Genomic DNA, 18,681 nt, shown 5'->3' with positions numbered 1-18,681 from the left:
GGTGCTAGCCAAGGTGTTCTCCCTGTGCAGTCTGTTGGATGGAGGCCCGATCGAACGCCGGGTCGAGCTCGGCCCGGATGGCGTCCCAGCCTTGAGGGTCGGGGATGTCGTCGAGCGCCTCGGCGAGCGATGCATCGCCTCCGATGGCACGAACGATGGCCGTGCGCACGATCGGGTGCGTCGTCAGCTCGGGGTGGATCTGCAGGACGTAGGCGCCCAGCAGGACCCGGTCCTGTCGATTGACCACACCTGCGGCAATGACCGCATCTGCGGCCCGCGACGCCTGCTGCAGGTGGTCGGCCGGCAGCACGCCGGCAAAGCGCTGCCAGCCCCGCAGGAGGTCGTGCACCGTTTCGCTCTTGAGCGCATGGTTCCATTGCGCTGTGCTGAACCGGGCCGACGCCGGGTCTGGACTGGCATCGGACTGGAAAAGCACCAGCTGCGTGCACCTGTCGAGGCTGTACCAGCGTTGCACCGGGCCGAGAAGGCTCGCCTGCTGTGCCGGCGTGAGTACAGGCCACATCCACTGCATGACCCTGCGATCGGCCCAGCGGATGAGCTGCGAACTGCGTTGCCCCCAGAACCCACCTTGCATGACGCGTGCAAGGTGGCGAACCAGCGCGTCCACTGGCGCGGCAGTCAACAGCCATCCGCCGAGCGCGAACCCCTGCGTGCGCTCGGAGTCTGGATCGGCCTGTTCATCTGCTGCCTGTGCCAAGCTGGCTTCGAGCAGCCGCGTGTCATGCGGATGCAGATGGATCAGGCGGGGAAGTTGCCTGTCCTTGAGCAGCGGATGGTGAACGGGGACAGGCCATGTCTGGCGCGACTCCGCTTCCAGCCACTCGGCGGGAAAGGGCTCGCGCAGCATCGGGTCGATCAGCACGTAGGCCGAGAGCGTCTCGTCCTCCTGCAATGATTCACCCAGTTGCCTGGCAAGGCGTTCAAACATGGATGGCTGCCTCACAAGGCGACGGCGCCGCTGGCCGCGGCGTCGTCTTGTTTGGGACAGGGTTGCAGGTCACTGCCGGAGAGCGAGTTGCTGCTGCTGTCCCCTTGCGGCCCCACGAAGTTATGCATCCCCCTGAACGTCACCTTCCCCGGCGCATGGATCTTGATGCTCGATCCTTCCAGCCTGATGTACGCCCCCGCGCTGGTCAGCAGCACGTGCTTGGGTGCTTCCACGGCCACGTCCTTCGCCGTGCTGGCGATCGTCACCTTCTTGTCCGCCGCGATCTTCGTGGCGCCGGTCTGGCTCTGAAGGCTCACCTTGCCGCTGGCCGCATGCAGCGCGATGCCACGCTCCTGGTTCGGTTCGCCGCCTTCTCCGGCCTTCGTGCCGACGGTGTACAGGCTCACCCCCCTGGCGACGCTCAGGGCGATCTGCCCTTGCGCGGGCAGGTCGACATCCTGGCTCGCGACGATCGCGGTGTGCTGCCCGCTCACGGCGATCACTTCCTTCGGCGTGACGAAGCCGATGCCCATCGGCGCGCTGAACTGCAGGTGCGGCTCGCTGTACGCAGTGACGCTGCCGTGGCCGCCTTCGGTGGCCTTGATGTCGCCACCGCCTGAACCACCGTTGCTGCCCGATCCCGCAGCACCGCCCTCCTGCTTCGCCTCCAGCACCTCGGCCACATGCTTCAGCGCGGCGATCGCCGGCAGCTCGGCCGGAGCACCTTCACCCTTGATCTGCGCCTTCTGCGTCTGCGCACTCTGGGCGAGTGAAGTGGCGAGCTCTTCCGCCTGTTTCGTCTGCTGCTGCGCTTCGCGACTCGCCATGAACGCGCCCTTGGCGTTCGGCTGCGCATACGCGCTCACGAGCAGGCCCGCGCCGGCGCGGATGGCGCCTTGCGCGGTGGTGGCCAGTTCGGCGCCGTGGCCGCGGCCCTTGCCGCGCGCGTTGTCGTCCTGCTGCTTGTGATGGCCCAGGTGCAGGCGGCTGCTGGCCTGGGTGGTGGCCAGGCTGGTGCTGCCCTGCCCGGGGGTGTCGTCGAAGACGAGCTGGTTGTAGCCCCCGTCGCCGCTCTGACTGGCGCTGAGTTCCTGGGTCTTGATGCCGCTGAAGACGGCGTTGTGCGCGTGCTCCTTGGCGCCCTTGCCTTCGCCGGCGAACCACGCGGGCGCGTTGCCGGTGGACTGGGCGGCGCCCGCGGGTTTCTGGTTGTGCTGGGCGTCGACCTGGCCGGCGCCGTTGTACAGCGCGGCGACGACCACGGGGCGGTCGATGTCGCCGTGGTGGAACTCGACGAGCACTTCCTGCCCCACGCGCGGCAAGCTCATCTGGCCCCAGTTGTCGCCGGCGGCGCTGGCGGCCACGCGCACCCAGGCGCCCAGGCGGTCGGCGGCGGGGGCGTTGTCCTGGCCGTCGGTGCGCGACTGGCGTGCGCTCGACGCACTGCCGCGCTGCCAGTGGAACTGCACCTTGATGCGGTGGTCGCGGTCGGTGTGCACGGGCGCATCGCCGCCACCCACCCCGATGACGATGGCGCTCTGGCTGCCGTGCACGCTGGGCTTGGGGTGGATGCGCTGGCCGTGGCCGTCCAGGCTCAGCGGCCGGTAGGGGATGGCCGCGCGCACGGTGGTGAATTCGTTGCGGTAGTGGGTGACGGCGTCTGCGGTCGTATCGCCGTTACCGCTGTCGAACGCGGTGGCGATGTCGGGCAGGCCCAGCCGCTCGCCGATGCCGGTCTTCAGGTCTTCGTCGAAGTTGTTGCGCGCGATGTGACGCACGGCCAGCACGGCGAAGCGGCGGTCCTGCTCGCTGTCCTTGTCGTGCTGCTCGTGCCCGCTCAGGGTGAAGGTGGTGGCGGGCGCCAGGGTACGCACGGCACTGCGGCCTTCGAAGCGCTTGTTGCGCAGCTCCAGCGCCTGCAGGGCGTTGGCGAGCAGGCGCTCGCCCTGCGCGGAGGTCTCCCAGCCGTAGGCGCCGGGGTCGTCGCTCCAGTGCAGGGTGCGCTGGCCCGCGGCGCGGCTTTGCTGTTGCACAGGGCGGGCGTTCACGCTCTTGTAGTCCCAGCTTTGCTGCGCGAGGCTGTTGGTCTGCAGCTGGCGGTGACCGCGCCACTGCTGGATGGTGTCCTCGCGCTCGCTGGCATCGGCGCGGTGAAAGCGGATGGTGGCTTGCGCGTTGGCGCGGAAGGCCCCGTTGTGGTCGGCGATGACGAGCGTGTGGTTGCCCAGCGCACCGTCCTTGCCTGTGGTGTGTTCGAACCAGTAGCACAGCCCCTCTTCGGCGAGCAGCCGCGCGACGAAGTCGAAGTCGCTTTCCTGGTACTGGGTGGTGATGCCGCGCACGGGGTAGATGTCGCGCTGGGCGATCTCCCAGCGCCATTGCGGCACGAGCTGGCCCTGGCTCTGGTAGCGCCCGAACACGGCATCGACGATGTCGAACACGTTCTGGTGCTGGAACAGGCAGCTGTCCTGGCGGTAGCGCAGGAAGGCGATCCACGGCTCGATGACGAGCCGGTAGCGCGCCATGCCGCCGTTGCTCGACACGCACTCGGCCTCGCTCACATGGCCATGGAAGGGGCGCAGCTCGGTGCGGCTTTGCGCGGTCTGCAGATCGAGCCGCACGCCCTGGCCGATGAGGGTCTTGAGTTCGATGTGCGCGTCATCGCTCAGCGCGGTGAGTTCGAAGCGAAAGCCGCCGCCGTCGATGCACTCCACGCCGTCCAGGCGCTCGGCCAGCAGCTTGTTCTCGCCCAGCGGCGTGTGCAGCACCAGCAGGCGATCGCGCTGCGTGGTGCCCGCGCGCATGAGCCCGCCGAGCGAGGCCGATGTGAAGGTCGTCGTCATTGTTTTTGTTCTCCCGTGGGCACGCGCGGCGGCTGCGCCTAGGTGATCCGGTAGCGGAACTCGCCGCCCTTGCCGCAGCTGGCTTTGATCTTGGCCAGCGGCGTCTCGTCGGCCATGCGCGTGAGCACGGCCTCGGCGATCTCGGGCAGCAAGGTGCCGTTGAGGATGTGGTCGACGTTGCGCGCGCCCGAGTCGACCTCGGTGCAGCGTGCGAGCACGGCCTCGACCAGCGCGTCGTCCCACTCGAACACGGCCTTGTGGTTGGTCGCGATGCGGTCGCGGATGCGCCCGAGCTTGAGCGCAATGATCTGCTCGAGCACCGCATCGGTGATCGGATAGAACGGCGCCACCTTCATGCGACCGAGAAAGGCCGGCTTGAAGGCCTTCATGAGCACGGGGCGCAGCGCCTCGGCCAGCGCGTCGGGCGCGGGGCGCTCGTCGTCGGCCTTGTTGAGGCAGGCCTGCATGATCTGCGACGAACCGATGTTCGAGGTGAGGATGATCAGCGTGTTGCGGAAGTCGATCTCGCGGCCCTCGGCGTCGTCCATCATGCCCTTGTCGAACACCTGGAAGAACATCTCGAGCACGTCGGGGTGGGCCTTCTCGACCTCGTCGAGCAGCACCACGCTGTAGGGCTGGCGGCGCACGGCCTCGGTGAGCACGCCGCCTTCGCCATAGCCCACGTAGCCGGGCGGCGAACCCTTGAGGCCCGAGACGCTGTGCGCCTCCTGGTACTCGCTCATGTTGATGGTGATGAGCTTCTTCTCGCCGCCGTACAGGATGTCGGCCAGCGCGAGCGCGGTCTCGGTCTTGCCCACGCCCGAGGGGCCGACGAACATGAACACGCCGCGCGGCTTGTTGGGGTCTTCCAGGCGCGCGCTCGCGGTGCGCACGCGCTGGGCCACGGCGGCGAGCGCGTGGTCCTGGCCGATGACGCGCTCGGCGAGCAGGGTGTCGAGGCTGCGCACGGTCTTGATCTCGTCCTTGACCATGCGGCCCAGCGGCACGCCGGTCCAGGCCGAGACGATCTCGGCGACGACGTGGCCGTCGACCTGCAGCGGCACCATCGGCGTGGTGCCTTGCAGTGCGCGCAGTTCGGCCAGCAGGGCATCGAGTTCGTCGCGCGCGGGGTCGGCAGTGGCAGCGGTTTTCTTGCGGCTGGCGGCGCGGGCCGGCGCTTTCTCCGCCACGGCGGGCGCGGCCTCGGGCTGCGCGGCCGATTCATCACGTTGCGCACGCAGCGCGCGGATGCGTTCGACCAGCGCGTTCTCTTCGGCCAGGCGCTGCTGGCTCGCGGCCAGCTCGGCCTGCAGCGCGCTCTTCTTTTCCGCCAGTTCGGCCAGGCGCGCTTCATGGCGCCCGCCGGCCGCGGTGTCGCGCACCAGCGCGGCGCTCTCGGCCTCGATGCGCTCGAGGCCGCGGTTCGCTTCCTCGATCAGCGCCGGCGTTGCGCTCTGGCCCAGCGCGACTTTCGCGCAGGCCGTGTCGAGCACACTCACCGCCTTGTCGGGCAGCTGGCGTCCGCTGATGTAGCGGTGCGACAGGCGCACCGCCTCGGTGATGGCTTCGTCGAGCACGCGGATGTTGAAGTGCTTCTCCATCAGCGGCACCATGCCGCGCAGCATGGCGGCGGCCAGTGTCTCGCTGGGCTCTTCGACCTTCACGACCTGGAAGCGCCGCGCGAGCGCCGCGTCCTTCTCGAAGTATTTCTTGTACTCGCCCCAGGTGGTGGCGGCGATGGTGCGCAGCTCGCCGCGCGCGAGCGCGGGCTTGAGCAGGTTGGCCGCATCGCTCTGCCCGGCCTGGCCGCCCGCGCCGATCATGGTGTGGGCCTCGTCGATGAAGAGCACGATGGGGTGCGGGCTCTTCTTCACTTCGGCGATCACGTTCTTCAGGCGGTTCTCGAACTCGCCCTTCACGCTCGCGCCGGCTTGCAAGAGACCCATGTCGAGCGTGTGCAGCGCCACGGCGCGCAGCGACTCGGGCACGTCCTGCGCGGCGATGCGCAGTGCCAGCCCTTCGACCACGGCCGTCTTGCCGACGCCGGCTTCGCCGGTGAGGATGGGGTTGTTCTGGCGCCGGCGCATCAGGATGTCGATGACCTGGCGGATCTCGGTGTCGCGGCCGATCACCGGGTCGAGCGCGCCATCTTTCGCGCGCTGCGTGAGGTTGGTGGTGAACTGGTCGAGCGCGGGTGTCTTGCCGGGCACGCCCGCGGCCAGCGGGTCGGCCGGCGCTTGCTGCGCATCGCCCTCGGTGGCCGCGCCCGAGGCGCCGGCCTCGGCCGCTTCGCTCGAGCCGTCGGTGAGCTTGTCGAAGTCGTGCTTCAGGTCTTCGAGGCGGATCTTCGCGAACAGCGGCGAGCCGCGCTGCGCCAGCTGCGCGAGGTCGGGCTCGGTCAGCAGCGCGAGCAGCAGGTGGCCCGAGCGGATCTGCGCCGCGTGCGCGTCGAGCGAGGCCAAGAGCCATGCCTGCTGGAACAGCTGCTGCAGGTGCTGCGAGAACACGGGCGTGCGCGTGTTGCCGTTCTTGAAGGTCTGGATCTCGCGCTCCAGGTCCGACTGGATCGCGGTGGCGCTGATGCGGTTGGCGTGCAGCACGCGCGCGAGGTCGTTGTCGGTCTGCTCCAGCAGCGCCAGGAACAGGTGCTCCAGGTCGACCTCGTAGTGGCCGTGGGCCAGGCACAGGTTGGCGGCGCGCTGCGTGGCCATGCGGGCGCTGGCGTTGAGCTTGGTGATCAGTGTCTTCAGCGAGGTGCTCATGAGCGGTGGTGTTCTTCTGTCGGTCGTGTTCGTTGAAAGGGTCACTGCAGGGGCTGAAGCTCGTACTGCGTGTCGCTGCGGTCGCCCTCGGCCTCGCGGGTGGTGATGAAGCTGTCCCAGCCGAGGTGGCTGCCGCCGCTGTCGCTGAGCTGCACGGCGGCGACTTCTTCGCGCGCCAGGATCAGGCGCACTTCGTATTCGCAGGTCACGCCGGCCAGCAGCGCCAGCATCTTTTCGAGCGCCTTCGCATGCGCGCGGCCCGGAAAGAACTCGCGCAGCGCACTGCGCTTGAGCGGGCCGATCCACAGGCGGATGCGCAGGTCGCGCTGCCAGATGCGTTCGCCCGCCATCGCGTTCTGGCCCAGGCTCACGTTGCCCTCGCCCAGCCTGGAGCGCTGCTGCACGGGCATGTCGTACCACTTGCCCAGGAACTGCTCGATGCGGATGTGGCTGCGGAAGTAGTCCGACAGCACGCGCTGCAGGTAGGCCGCCGACATCGGCCGGTGGCGCACCGCGGCGGCGTAGCCGGCCACGGTCTCGTCGAACACGGTGCCCGTGCCGTCGGTCAGCGGGTCGCGCTGGGCCGTGTGCTCCAGCCCGGCCATCGACAGCAGCACCGGCAGGTAGGCGCGGCTGCGCTCGTGCTCGTAGTGCAGCGGCAGGCGGTACTTGCGCCAGGCGGCATAGAAGAGCGCGGCGGCGCGGTTGCTGAACACGTCGAGAAAGGCACGCGCCGAGCTGTCGCGCAGATGCTGCTCGCGGCGCATCAGCATCTCGGTGTAGACGATGGGCAACGCGCCCGACACGCCCAGCATGCCGAAAGACGCGGGCGTGAGTTCGATACGGCTCAGGCCGTGCTCGTCCTCATGCGGCAGTGGCGGCTCGCACAGCTGCGCGCCCGACATCAGCTCGCCCACGGCGTCGCGCACCGCCAGCGCCTCGATCTCGCTGGGCGGGAAGTTCAGGCTCGTGGAGCTGCGAAAGCGCACCCAGCGCGGCACCATGCGCTCGCCGGGCACCAGGCGCTGGTGCACGTCGCGCTCCTGCCGCTTGAGCAGCATGAGCTCGATCAGCCGCACCGCCTGGAAAAATTCGAAGCGGTAGGGTTCGCGCAGCAGCCTTTCGGCTACAGGAGGATCGATTCGCCGCTGCGGGGCTTGCATCGCACCAGCTCCTCCTTGTCGCGCGCCGAAACGATCACCAGCTGGGTGAAGCTGTTCAGGTGCACATAGAGACCGAAGAAATGGTCCATCACGCGGGCAAAGGCCTGCAGGCTGCTGCCCACGAAGCCGGTCTCGTCGACCGTGAGCTTGAGCTCGATGCCGCGCACGAAGGTCGCGAAGGGCTTGCCGGGCAACCACTGGGTGGTGGCCTGCTGCTCGATCGCGGTGATGGCCTCGATCTGCCGCGCCGACACGGCCGAGCGGCCCAGGTCGTACAGCCGCAGCATTTCCTTCAACGCCGGCAGCCCGCTGGTGGCCAGCGACAGGTGGTTGAGCGACAGGTGCGACACCAGCCGCCACTGCACGCCCTTGCCGCGCGGCATGCGCAGCGTCTGCGTCGGGCGGCGCAGCATGCGGATCGAGCGCGCCACCGAGTTGCCCTCGATGAACAGGTCGCCGCCGGGCAGGCCGAAGGCCAGCGAATGCGGCAGGTCGCGGTTGGTGCAGGTGAGGTCGATGCTCAGCGTTTCGGTCTGCGGCAGCGAGGGCTGGAAGTCGATGTCGACGATCGAGAGTTCGGTCTCGTAGCCCGGGCTGCGCTGCGCCACGAGCTCGTTGCGCCGCGCGAACCAGTAATGCTCGGCCTCCTTCGGATGCTCGCCGTGGTGCAGCGAATAGAAGGGCCGGAACTCGATGTAGGCGTCGCCCTCGGCGGTCTGCTTCACGAGCTTGACCGAGTCGATGCTGTAGACCTCGAAGCCGAAGGCGCGGCGCGCATCGGCCACCACCGGGTACGCGGCGGCCGCATGCGTCACGCGGATCGGGTCGCTGCGCTGCTTGAAGAGGTTGATGACGGGCGTGCAGCCCAGGCGCAGGTTGCGGCTGGACACGCCCTCGAGCAGCCGCGCCGTGGGCGAATCGGCACGCACGCCGGTCATCACCAGGTGCAGCGTGATCGAGCGGCACGAGCCGATGTGGCGCAGCGCGTTCGCCAGGTCGATGTCGACGAAGTTGAACTTCTCGGGGAACGCGAAGTACTCGCTGAGCAGGCGGTAGGCCGGGTGCGAGCGCGCCGGCAGCTCGATGAGCGCGTCGGCCTCCTCGAAGCCGACGGGGTGCAGCGCCTCGCCCTGCACCAGCGTCCACTTGCCGCTGCGCTCGGGCTCCACGAAGACGGCGGCCGTCTTCAAAAAGATGGCATCGGCCAGCGCCGTGGCCAGCGAGGGCTCGGCGTCGATGAAGGTGCGCAGCCGCGCCAGCGTGAGCGCCAGGGTGCCGAGCGACTTCTGCTCGCCGGTGGCCTCAAGCGTGACCGAGAGGCAGCCCGTGGCGTTGCGCGGCAGCGAGGCCTGTGCGGGCGCATTCACCACCGAGTGGTAGACCACGTTCGACACCTGCACCGCCGCCAGCGTGACGTCGTACACGCTGCGAAAGCGGCAGGCGCCGCCGCGCACCGGCTGCGAGGTGAGCTCGGTGCCGCGCGCGATGGTGACGGGCTTGCTGAGCTTGGCGAGCGCCGCGCCGCCGGCGTCGAACTGCGCGATGGAGCACGACGGAAAGGGCCGCAGGTAGTGCGGGTACATCACCTCGAGCAGCGCTTCGGTGAGCTCGGGGTAGTCGTCGTCGAGCTTCTTGCTGATGCGGGCCGTGAGCAGCGCGAACGACTGGATCATGCGTTCGACGTGCGGGTCTTCGCTGGCGTCGGCCGAGATGGCCAGGCGCGCGGCGATCTTCGGGTAGCCCTTGGCGAACTCCTGCGAGTAGCCGCGCAGGAAGGCCAGCTCGCGTTCGTAGAAGGGCAGCAACTCGTCCATGGTGTGCGTCGTGTGCGCGGATCGTGGCGCTAGGCGTACCGGCTCTTGCCGGTGCCGCGGGTGATGGAGTACTGCAGCGTCGTGGGCTGCAGCATGGCGTCGAAGTTCACCGGCTCGGCCAGCTCTGGCAGCACGAGCAGGGCGGTGATTCCGAAATAGAGCATGTGGGTGCTGGCCTGGCCGTCGACCTCGAGCGACACCGAGACATCGCGCAGGCGCGACTCGTGGCGGGCGATGGCCTGCTCCAGCGAGCGGCAGATGAACGAACGGTCGTAGTGGCTGGCCAGGCTCAGGCCCGAGAAGTCGCTCAGGCCGTAGGTCATGACGGAGCGCCGGCACTCCGGGTAGGCCTGGAGCTTGGCGTCGTCGAAGACCATGCGCGTGTTGAGCAGGGATTCGAGGTCGCGTGCGACCACGTTCTTGACCTCGTCAAGCGACAAATGCCGCAGCACCGGCGAAGCCGGCCCGCGCCAGTCGTCATCGAACAGCTTGTCGAGCAGGCCCGGTTCGAATCCTGTCATGGGTCACTCCCTGTCTCTCGCGTCGGACAACGGGCAGGGCGCCGCGCGAGGGGCGCGGCGCCAAAAAGAAACCGCGGCCTGCGCCGCGGTCGTCATTGCCCGACTGGCGTCAGACCGAGTAGGTCTTGTCGTTCTTCGTGAGGCTCCAGGCGCCTTGCGAGTTGCCGCCCTGGTTGCCGCCGATCTTCTGCTGCGTGTACTTCCACTGCACGGCGGCGTACTTCAGCGAGAAGGTCTCGCTCGGCACGCTGGCCACGTCGGTGCTCACGACCTTCGGGTTCACGCTGGCGATCAGCACGTACTTGAGCTTGATCTCCATGTACTGCACGCGCTTGCCTTCGCCGTCGGCACGGTAGAACTGCACCGTGACTTCGTCGAAGGTGGTGCCGCCCGACGCGTGCTGGTACAGCAGCGGGCTGACGACGTCCATGTCCTTCGTGAAGATCATCTCGCCGTGCTCGCAGCGCTCGGCGGTGTGGCCGCCGGCGGTCGACGCAGTGGCCGAGCGCGGCTGCACGATGCTGTGCTGCCACGAGCTGACTTCGATCCAGTCCTTGTGGTCCTTGTCCTGCGACTCGCCGTTGATGGCCGGGCTGCCGAACTTGACGTAGATATCTTTCATGTTTCTTCCCCTTCTTGATTGATTGATTACTGACAGTTAACGTGTTGCAGCACGGCCCCTCGGCCGCGCACCCGATCTGCCTCCTTACTTATTCACTGACTTCGGCAGATCGGCGACCAAGCGCAGTGAAATAGACAGTTCATCCAGCTGGAAGTGCGGCCGCAGGAACGCGACCGCGCGGTACACGCCGGGCCGCCCGGGCACTTCGCCGACCTGGATGGCGGCTTCGCGCAGCGGGAACTGGGCTTTCTGTTCCTGCGTCGCGTTGTCGTCGAGCAGCACGTACTGCGCGATCCAGCGGTTCAGGAACTGTTCGACGTTGTGCGCCGAGGCAAAGCTGCCGATCTTGTCGCGCATCATGGCCTTGAGGTAGTGCGCGATGCGGGACACCGAGAAGATGTACTGCAGCTGCGCCGAGAGCACCGCGTTGGCGTTGGCGCTGTCGGTGTTGTACTTCTTGGCCTTCTGCAGCGACTGCGCGCCGAAGAACGCCGCGTAGTCGGAGTTCTTGCAGTGCACGAGCGGAATGAAGCCCAGGTCGCTGAGCTCTTTTTCGCGCCGGTCGGTGATGGCGATCTCGGTCGGGCACTTCAGGGCGATCTCGCCTTCGTCGGTCTTGAAGGTGTGCGTGGGCAGGTCTTCGACCAGGCCGCCACCTTCGACGCCGCGGATGGCCGCGCACCAGCCGAAGTCGTCGAACGCGGCCGTCAGGCGCGTGGCGAAGGCCCAGGCCGCGTTGCACCAGAGGTACTTGGCGTGGTCGGTGCCGTCGACGTCTTCGACGAAGTTGAAGCTGTCGACCACCGTGCCTTCGCGCGGGTGGTAGGGCAGGCGCCCGAGGAAGCGCGGCAGCGTGAGGCCCACGTAGCGCGAGTCTTCCGAATCGCGGAACGACTTCCACTTGGCGTATTCGACGGTGTCGAACACCTTGGCCATGTCGCGCGGCTTGCCCAGGTCGGCAAAGCTTTCCAGGCCCAGCAGCTCGGGCGAGGCCGCGCCGATGAAAGGCGCATGGGCGGCAGCGGCCACGTGCGCCATCTGGTCCAGGAAGTACATGTCTTCCGGCTGGCGCGTGACGTCGAAGTCGCCCACCAGCGCACCGAACGGCGCACCGCCGAAGGTGCCGAACTCTTCTTCGTAGACCTTCTTGAACATCGCGCTCTGGTCGAACTCGACGGCGGCCTTGAAGTCGCGGATCAGGTCGCGCTTGGTGGCGTTGATGACCTTGATCTTGAGCATGGTGCCGGTCGGCGTTTCCTTGACCAGGTACTCCAGGCCGCGCCAGGTGCTCTCCAGCTTCTGGAACTCGGGCGCGTGCATCACGGCGCTGAGTTGCGCGGAGATGAGCGCGTCCAGGTCGGCCACGCGCGCGTCGATCATGGCCGACACGTTGTCGGAGACGATCACCGAGCCTTCGAGGACCTGGCTGACGAGTTCGCCGATGAGGTCCTTGGTGCGCGTGTGTTCCACGTCGGACTTGGCGACCTTGCTCTTCTCGACGATCTGGTCGAGCAGGTCGACCGAGGCCTCGGACGAAGCGGCACCGCTCGATGCCGAAAGTGCTTGCGCGGTCATGTTCAGCTTTCGTCCTTCTTGCCGGCGCTCTGTCCCAGGCGCTGGAGTTGCTCGGTGTTGTTCAGCACGTCGGCCAGCAGGTCTTCGAGCTTGCTGTTGCCGGCCATCTTGTTGCGCAGGTCGGCCAGCTTGGTGCGCGCGTCGAGCAGGCGCTTGAGCGGCTCGATCTGCTCGACGACGGCTTCGGGCGAGAAGGCGTCCATCGAGTTGAAGGTGAGGTCGACACCGAAGCTGCCGCCGCGCCCGTCCAGCTTGTTCGGCACCTGGAAGGCGGCACGCGGGGCCACGCCCTTCATGACGTCGTCCATGTTGTCGCGGTCGATGTTGACGAACTTGCGGTCCTTGAGCTTGGGCTGCTCGACCTCGGACTGGCCCGCCAGGTCGGCGATCACGCCGACGACGAAAGGCAATTCCTTTTTCTCGATGGCGTCACCGAGTTCCACGTCGTACGTGAGTTGCACGCGCGGCGGGCGCACTTTTTGGAGACGCTTCTGCACGCTCTGTCTTTTGGTCGCCATAAGCTTCAATACCTTCGCAATAGGACTGAGAAACGAATTAAAAAGTTGTACGACCCATTTCCAGATCGCACGCCCATTCGTTAATACATTGGTTTAAAAACCAATTCAAAAACCGGACAATTACTTGAGCGCGTCAAATGGATTGCCGCCACCCGCGCGCGGGGCAGGCGCGGCAGGTGCCGGGCGCGGCGCGGCGACCGGGGCGGGCCGTGCGGCGGCGACCGGAGTCGGCGCGGCGGACGATGACGACGAGGGCGCGGGTGCCGGGCTGGGGGCCGCGGCGCGGCGCGTGGGCGCCGGCCGGGCTTCGGGGCCGGCGGGCACCAGGACCGACAGGCCCAGGGTTTCGCGCAGCAGGGCGGCCAGGCGGTAGGCGTCGGCGTTGGCGTCGCCGCTCAGGCTGCTGTCCTTGCCCAGATCCTCGATGGAGCGGGCCGCCAGGCGCAGGCCGCCCACGGCGGTGATGCTCTTGGCCTGCCGGCTGGAGGGGTCGCGGCGCAGCGACTCCTCGGCGGCCGAGATGGCCAGGCTGTAGCGGCCTTCGTTGAAGTAGATCTGCGCGATGCGCGACCACGGCTCACCGCGGGTCGGGTTGTCGGTGGCGAGCTGCTGGTACTGGCGGATGACGGGCGCCCTGTCGCCGGTGGCGGCTGCCGCGGCGGCATCGACCTCGGCCAGGCTCTTGTTGTAGGCCGCGGTGGCCTGGGCAACGGCCGCGTCCGGCGTGGTGGTACAGGCCGACAAAAAGACGGTGCTCGCAATGGCACCGGCAATCATCGTGCGCGACATGATTTTTCGAATCGACACATTCCCCCCTGATCTGACTTTTTAGCAGGCCGCAATCATTCATTAAATTGCGACCGTTGACAATAACAATACACGATACTACAGCCGCGTGGATGGCAAATGACGGGGGCGGATTAATGCTAATTTCCTAATCGAAAGTCATTTTCGAAATCGGTTAATCCTATTTGGTCCATCGAAATATTGTTACGACTCGCTTTTAATGAAAATATTAATTACATCTGGCGCGCTGCTGGCCGCGTTGATGCTCGGCGGGTGCAGCTCGCCGGCGCTCACGATCGCCAACATCGCGCTCGAGGCGAGCGGACTGAAGAAGCCCGAGCTGCCCGAGTCGCAAAAGCCCCCGCGCAAGGTGACGATGTCGATCGCCGCGGGCAAGAACCTCAACGCCGACGGCCGCAACCGCCCGCTGTCCGTGGTGATGCGCATCTACAAGCTGAAGGAAACGACGGGCTTCTACCAGTCGTCCTTCGACGCCTTCGTCACGCCGGGACGCGACAAGACGCAGCTGGGCGACGACCTCGTCGAGAGCCGCGAGATCACGCTCATTCCCGACCAGCAATACACCTGGACCGAGATGGTTCCGCGCACCGCCAACGCGGTGGCCGTGGTGGTGCTGTTCCACTCGCCCGACGCACAGCGCTGGCGCTTCGCCTTCAACGCCGCCGACGCCGAAAAAACCGGCATCGTGATGGGCGCGCATGCCTGCGCGCTCACCGTCACGACAGGCGCGGTGGTGGGCCAGCAGAACGCACAAGGTGCGGCCCCCACGGGCGCGCTCAACCTGTTGGGGCCGGTAACTTGCCGGCCCTCGCCCGCCTGAACTGCAGCGACGGCGGGCCTGTCCGAGTCGACACGACGATGCGATACATTCAAAAAAAATTGTGGGGAGTTGATCCGACGTGAGCTACGCAGCCAAGGTCCTCTGGGGAGAGGGCTTGTTTCTACGCCCCCAGCATTTCCAGCGCCAAGACGCGTACCACGAGGCGCGCCTGCGCGCCACGGCGCAGACGCTGCATCCGTACTTCTGGGGCGTGCGCTCCATCAGCTTCGACCTCGATGCGCTGGCCAGCGGCATGCTGCGCGCTTCGCAGCTGTCGCTGGTGTTCCCCGACGGCGAGCCCTACGCGGCGCCGCAGGCCGATGCGCTGCCGCCGCCCATCTCGCTGGACACGCTGAGCCCGGGCCAGAACGAGATCACCTTCTACCTGGTGCTGCACCCGGTGAAGGAACTCGGCAAGAACTACACCGACCCCAACGAGGAAGGCTTTGCCGCGCGCTACACCAGCGACGCGACGCAGTCGCTCGACCTGTACACCAACGCCGTGAGCGCCGAGGTGGTGTTCCTGCGCAAGAGCGTGAAGCTGCTGGCCGACACCGAGCCGCGCGAGCAGTTCGTGTCGATCCCCGTGATCCGCATCCGCCGCACCGCCGCGGGCGGCTTCGAGATCGACCGCAGCTTCGTGCCCCCGTGCACCAGCATCGACGCCTCGCCCACCGTGTTCCAGCAGCTGCGCCGGCTGCTCGACGTGCTGCAGGCCAAGGTCAATTCGCTCTACGGCATCCACCGCGAGCCGAGCAAGAACATCATCGAGTTCCGCTCGGGCGACATCGCCTCGTTCTGGCTGCTGCACACGGCCAACTCGGCGTTCGCGTCGCTCTCGCACCTGTTCCATCACCCGTCGCTGCACCCGGAGCGGTTGTTCCAGGAACTGCTGAGCCTGGCCGGCGCGTTGATGACCTTCGCCAAGACCTACTCGCTGAACGACCTGCCGGTGTACGACCACGAGAAGCCGGGCCCGGCCTTCGCCGAGCTCGACCGCATCGTGCGCGACCTGCTCGACACCGTCATCTCCACGCGCTACTTCGCCATTGCGCTCACCGAGACGCGCAACGCCTTCTACCTGGGGCGCCTGGACTCCGGAAAGATCGACGAGAAGACCGTGTTCTACATGTCGGTCACCGCCAGCATGCCGGCCGCCGAGCTGGCCGAGGTGGTGCCGCAGCGCTTCAAGATCGGTGCGCCCGAAGACGTCGACAAGCTCGTGCTCTCGGCCATGCCGGGCGTGCGCATCGTCTACGCGCCGCAGGTACCGCCGGCCATTCCGATCCGCGCGGGCGCCTGCTACTTTTCCATCGACAGCAAGAGCCAGCTGTACGACCGCATGCTGCAGGCGCAGAGCGTCACCATCTACGCGCCGGCCGGCATCCCCGACATGCAACTCGAACTGATCGCCGTGACCGGCTGATCACCCGCCCGATCGTATGAACACCACCACCCTCAACAAGGCCCCTTCCCTGCTGGGTGCCGATGCGCCGCCCGCCTCGTTCACGCCGGCCGGCGTGGCGCCCGACGCCGACTCCAGCCTGCTCGACCTGCTGTACGACGGCTTCGTGATGCTGTTCCTGCTGAAGAAGAAGCAGCAGCCGGCCACCACCGAGCAGTTCCTCACGGGCATCCGCAACTACCTGGGCGAGTTCGAGCGCAACGCGCGCAAGCTCGACGCCACGGCCGAGCAGATCCACGCGGCCAAGTACGCCTTCTGCGCCACGGTCGACGAGTTCGTGCTCTCGGCGCCCGAGTTCGCCATCCGCTCCGAGTGGGAGCGCCGGCCGCTGCAGCTCACGCTGTTCGGCGACCAGCTGGCGGGCGAGAACTTCTTCAACATGCTCGAGGTCGAGCGGGCCCACGGCGCCGCGCGCATCCAGACGCTCGAGGTGTTCTACATGTGCCTGCTGCTGGGCTTCCAGGGCAAGTACGCCATCGACGGCACCGAGAAGCTGGCCTACCTCACGGCGCGCGTGGGCGACGAGATCGCCAACGCGCGCGGCAAGCGCACGCCCTTCGCGCCGCACTGGCCGCTGCCCGACCTGATCTCGCACTCGCTCAAGCGCGAGGCGCCGCAGTGGGTGGTGGCCGCGCTGTTCGCGCTCATCGGGCTGCTGGGCTTCATCGGCCTGTCGGCGCACCTGGGCAGCACCACGCAGGGCGCGCTCGCGAGCTACCAGGACATCGTGAAGCTCGGCCCGCGCCAGGCCAACCTGACGATCTCGCTGCCATGACCACGGCCGCGACGAACCGCCTCGACCTCGCGGCCCTGCTGGCCCCGATCTCGGAGGCCAAGCTCTGCGGCGAGGACATGCTGTTCTCGCGCGAGTTCGACGCCATCCAGGAAGCGCGCAAGCACGACGACCCCTCGCTCGAACAGGGCGAATGGGTCATCGAACTGAAAGAGGCCAACTGGCCTTTCGTGATTTCGGAGTGCGACAAGCTGCTGCGCGCGTCCACCAAGGACCTGCGCCTGGGCGTATGGCTCACCGACGCGCTGGCCAGCCAGCGCGGCTTCGAAGGGCTGGCCGACGGCTACCGCCTGCTCAGCGGCCTGTGCCGCCAGTACTGGGACGAACTGCATCCGCAGCCCGAGGGCGGCGACATCGAGATGCGCATCGGCACCGTCACCTGGCTGATCTCGCGCTCGGTCGAGCTGCTGCAGCGCGCGCCCATCGTGAGCGACGGCCACACCGGCCACAGCGCGCTGGTGTGGGAGACCGCGCTGGCGCTCGACCAGGCCATCCGCCGCACGCCGGCGCAGGCCGACGAGCTGCAACGCAACAAGGTGACGCTCGAGCAGTTCGACCGCCTGCGCCGCGCCACGCCCGCGAAGTTCTTGCAGAAGACGCACCGCGACGTGCAGGCCTGCGAGCAGGCGCTGGCCGAGTTCGAGGCCGTGTTCGACGAACGCACCGCCTCCAACGGCCCGAGCTTTCGCGCCGCGAAGGACGCGGCCACGGCCATCCGCCAGGCCGTCGAGCGCTTTGCGCGCGAGGCCGGCGTGCCGATCGACAACGGCGCGGCGCCGCAAGCCACCGCCGCTGCACCGGCCGCCAGCGCACCGGCTGCCCCGACCCGCATCGAACCCGTCTTCGACGCCGCCATGCCCCATTCATCTCCCACCTACCACGCGGCGGTGCATGTGCCCGCCGCGTTGCCGCCCGGCATCCACAGCCGCGCGCAGGCCATTGCGCAGCTCAAGGAAGTGGCGGCCTATTTCGAGCAGACCGAGCCCTCGAGCCCGGCCGCCTACATGGCGAACAAGGCCGCGCGCTGGGCCGACATGCCGCTGCATGCCTGGCTGCGCAACGTGATCAAGAACGAGCAGGAGCTGGCCCAGCTGGTGGATCTGCTCGATTTGCCCAAGGGCGACGACGAGTCGCGCTGACTTTGCGCTGAAAGAAAAAGGCCCGCGTTGCGGGCCTTTTTCTTTAGCGTCCCACCCGGAACTCGATGCGCCGGTTGCGCGAACGCCCCTCGTCGGTCGCATTGCTCGCCACCGGCTGGTCCGGGCCCACGCCCGAGGTCGTGAGCGTCATCGGGTCGATGCCCTTGCCCACCAGGTAGCCCTTGACCGACTCGGCGCGCGACTGGCTCAGCGCCAGGTTCGACGCGCGGTTGCCGGCGTTGTCGGTGTGGCCCACCACCGCCACCGACTTGTTGGTGAGCTTCTGCAGGATGGGCGCCATCTCGTCGAGGATGGCGCGGCCCTTGCCCGTGAGCGTGGCGCTGCCCAGCTCGAACTCGATGGTGCGGTTGGCCAGCGCCTGGTCGACCGCGATCTGCTCCGACGCGGGCACGCGCAGGCTGTTCTTGATGGTGTAGGTCGGGTTGAGCGAGTTCGCCATGTCGCTCACGATCTTCTGGCGCAGCGCCTCGTTGCCGACCTCGCCGCTGAGCGCCATCTGCGTGCCCTCGATCTGGAGCTGTCCGCGGTGGATGTCCTTGAGCGAGGGCGTGATCAGCCGCTGCACGTTGGCGCTCCAGTTGGCCGGCATGCTGACGGTGTTCACCACCTCGATCTTGTCGATCACGCCGCTGGGGCCGTAGATGCGGCGCAGCGCCTCGATGACGGCGGCGCGCGTGGCTTCGTCGGGCACCTGCCCGCCGGCCACGACCGGCTCGCCCTTGCCGACGGCCGCGGCCGTGGTTTCGACGCGGGCGGCGGTGGCGCCCGCCGCGGGTGGTTGCTGCTGTGGTTGCTGGGCCTGCACGGCCGGCACGAGCGCGAGCCCGCAGGCCATGGACAGCACGAGAACGCGCAAAGAACAATTCATG

At 67.6% G+C, this 18,681-nt stretch carries 15 protein-coding genes; 4 read left to right on the top strand and 11 right to left on the bottom strand.

All coding sequences use genetic code 11. From position 1 onward, the window contains the following. Positions 1–4: 4 nt before the first annotated feature. The 10 genes from AC1RAA_RS20820 to AC1RAA_RS20775 all read right to left on the bottom strand — a co-directional run bounded on the left by AC1RAA_RS20820 (position 5) and on the right by AC1RAA_RS20775 (position 13,556). Positions 5–949 (bottom strand): DUF4123 domain-containing protein, encoded by a 945-nt coding sequence (locus AC1RAA_RS20820; protein WP_492730391.1) that lies wholly within the window; start codon positions 947–949, stop codon positions 5–7. 11 nt (positions 950–960) lie between these two features. Continuing rightward, the gene (locus AC1RAA_RS20815) at positions 961–3,792 is read right to left on the bottom strand and encodes a type VI secretion system Vgr family protein (protein ID WP_492730389.1); all 2,832 of its coding nucleotides are present in this window, start codon (positions 3,790–3,792) and stop codon (positions 961–963) included. A gap of 38 nt (positions 3,793–3,830) precedes the next feature. Then, entirely contained in the window at positions 3,831–6,554 is a 2,724-nt protein-coding gene (tssH, locus tag AC1RAA_RS20810; RefSeq protein ID WP_492730387.1) for a type VI secretion system ATPase TssH, read from the bottom strand. Positions 6,555–6,595: 41 nt separating this feature from the next. Then, positions 6,596–7,717 carry a type VI secretion system baseplate subunit TssG gene (tssG, locus tag AC1RAA_RS20805; RefSeq protein ID WP_159279609.1) on the bottom strand — a complete coding sequence of 374 codons (1,122 nt, stop codon included), beginning with the start codon at positions 7,715–7,717 and terminating at the stop codon, positions 6,596–6,598. Next, a complete protein-coding gene (gene tssF, locus AC1RAA_RS20800; RefSeq protein ID WP_070062961.1) occupies positions 7,681–9,531 on the bottom strand; it encodes a type VI secretion system baseplate subunit TssF in 1,851 nt (616 codons plus the stop codon). Before tssF ends, tssG begins: the two co-directional genes overlap by 37 nt. Before the next feature lie 29 nt (positions 9,532–9,560). Beyond that, a complete protein-coding gene (gene tssE, locus AC1RAA_RS20795; RefSeq protein WP_062474770.1) occupies positions 9,561–10,052 on the bottom strand; it encodes a type VI secretion system baseplate subunit TssE in 492 nt (163 codons plus the stop codon). 109 nt (positions 10,053–10,161) lie between these two features. After that, entirely contained in the window at positions 10,162–10,674 is a 513-nt protein-coding gene (locus AC1RAA_RS20790; RefSeq protein WP_062474768.1) for an Hcp family type VI secretion system effector, read from the bottom strand. An 84-nt stretch (positions 10,675–10,758) separates the two neighbouring features. Continuing rightward, entirely contained in the window at positions 10,759–12,249 is a 1,491-nt protein-coding gene (gene tssC, locus AC1RAA_RS20785; protein ID WP_062474765.1) for a type VI secretion system contractile sheath large subunit, read from the bottom strand. Between the two features lie 2 nt (positions 12,250–12,251). Further along, the gene (gene tssB / locus AC1RAA_RS20780; RefSeq protein ID WP_070062960.1) at positions 12,252–12,767 is read right to left on the bottom strand and encodes a type VI secretion system contractile sheath small subunit; all 516 of its coding nucleotides are present in this window, start codon (positions 12,765–12,767) and stop codon (positions 12,252–12,254) included. A 120-nt stretch (positions 12,768–12,887) separates the two neighbouring features. Beyond that, positions 12,888–13,556, bottom strand: a complete 669-nt coding sequence (locus AC1RAA_RS20775; RefSeq protein WP_492730384.1) for a tetratricopeptide repeat protein — start codon at positions 13,554–13,556, stop codon at positions 12,888–12,890. A gap of 217 nt (positions 13,557–13,773) precedes the next feature. Here AC1RAA_RS20775 and tssJ point away from each other — a divergent pair, with 217 nt between their 5' ends. From tssJ to tssA, 4 genes are all read left to right on the top strand, one after another. After that, complete coding sequence (gene tssJ, locus AC1RAA_RS20770; protein WP_101494023.1) at positions 13,774–14,394, top strand: type VI secretion system lipoprotein TssJ; 621 nt, start codon at positions 13,774–13,776, stop codon at positions 14,392–14,394. Positions 14,395–14,473: 79 nt separating this feature from the next. After that, positions 14,474–15,820, top strand: a complete 1,347-nt coding sequence (gene tssK, locus AC1RAA_RS20765) for a type VI secretion system baseplate subunit TssK (RefSeq protein ID WP_062481129.1) — start codon at positions 14,474–14,476, stop codon at positions 15,818–15,820. Positions 15,821–15,836: 16 nt separating this feature from the next. Further along, positions 15,837–16,634 (top strand): type IVB secretion system protein IcmH/DotU, encoded by a 798-nt coding sequence (gene icmH / locus AC1RAA_RS20760; RefSeq protein ID WP_062481127.1) that lies wholly within the window; start codon positions 15,837–15,839, stop codon positions 16,632–16,634. Beyond that, positions 16,631–17,791 (top strand): type VI secretion system protein TssA, encoded by a 1,161-nt coding sequence (tssA, locus tag AC1RAA_RS20755; RefSeq protein WP_492730381.1) that lies wholly within the window; start codon positions 16,631–16,633, stop codon positions 17,789–17,791. Before icmH ends, tssA begins: the two co-directional genes overlap by 4 nt. A gap of 43 nt (positions 17,792–17,834) precedes the next feature. Here the strand turns inward: tssA and AC1RAA_RS20750 are convergent, their stop codons facing one another. After that, positions 17,835–18,680: an OmpA family protein gene (locus AC1RAA_RS20750; protein ID WP_492730379.1), complete on the bottom strand. Its 846-nt coding sequence runs from the start codon at positions 18,678–18,680 to the stop codon at positions 17,835–17,837. Between the last annotated feature and the right edge of the window lies 1 nt (position 18,681).

This window comes from Variovorax sp. GW823-FHT04F07, from assembly GCF_058795995.1.
Note: the sequence above shows the minus strand (reverse complement) of the source record. Positions and strands in the feature narration are given on the sequence as shown.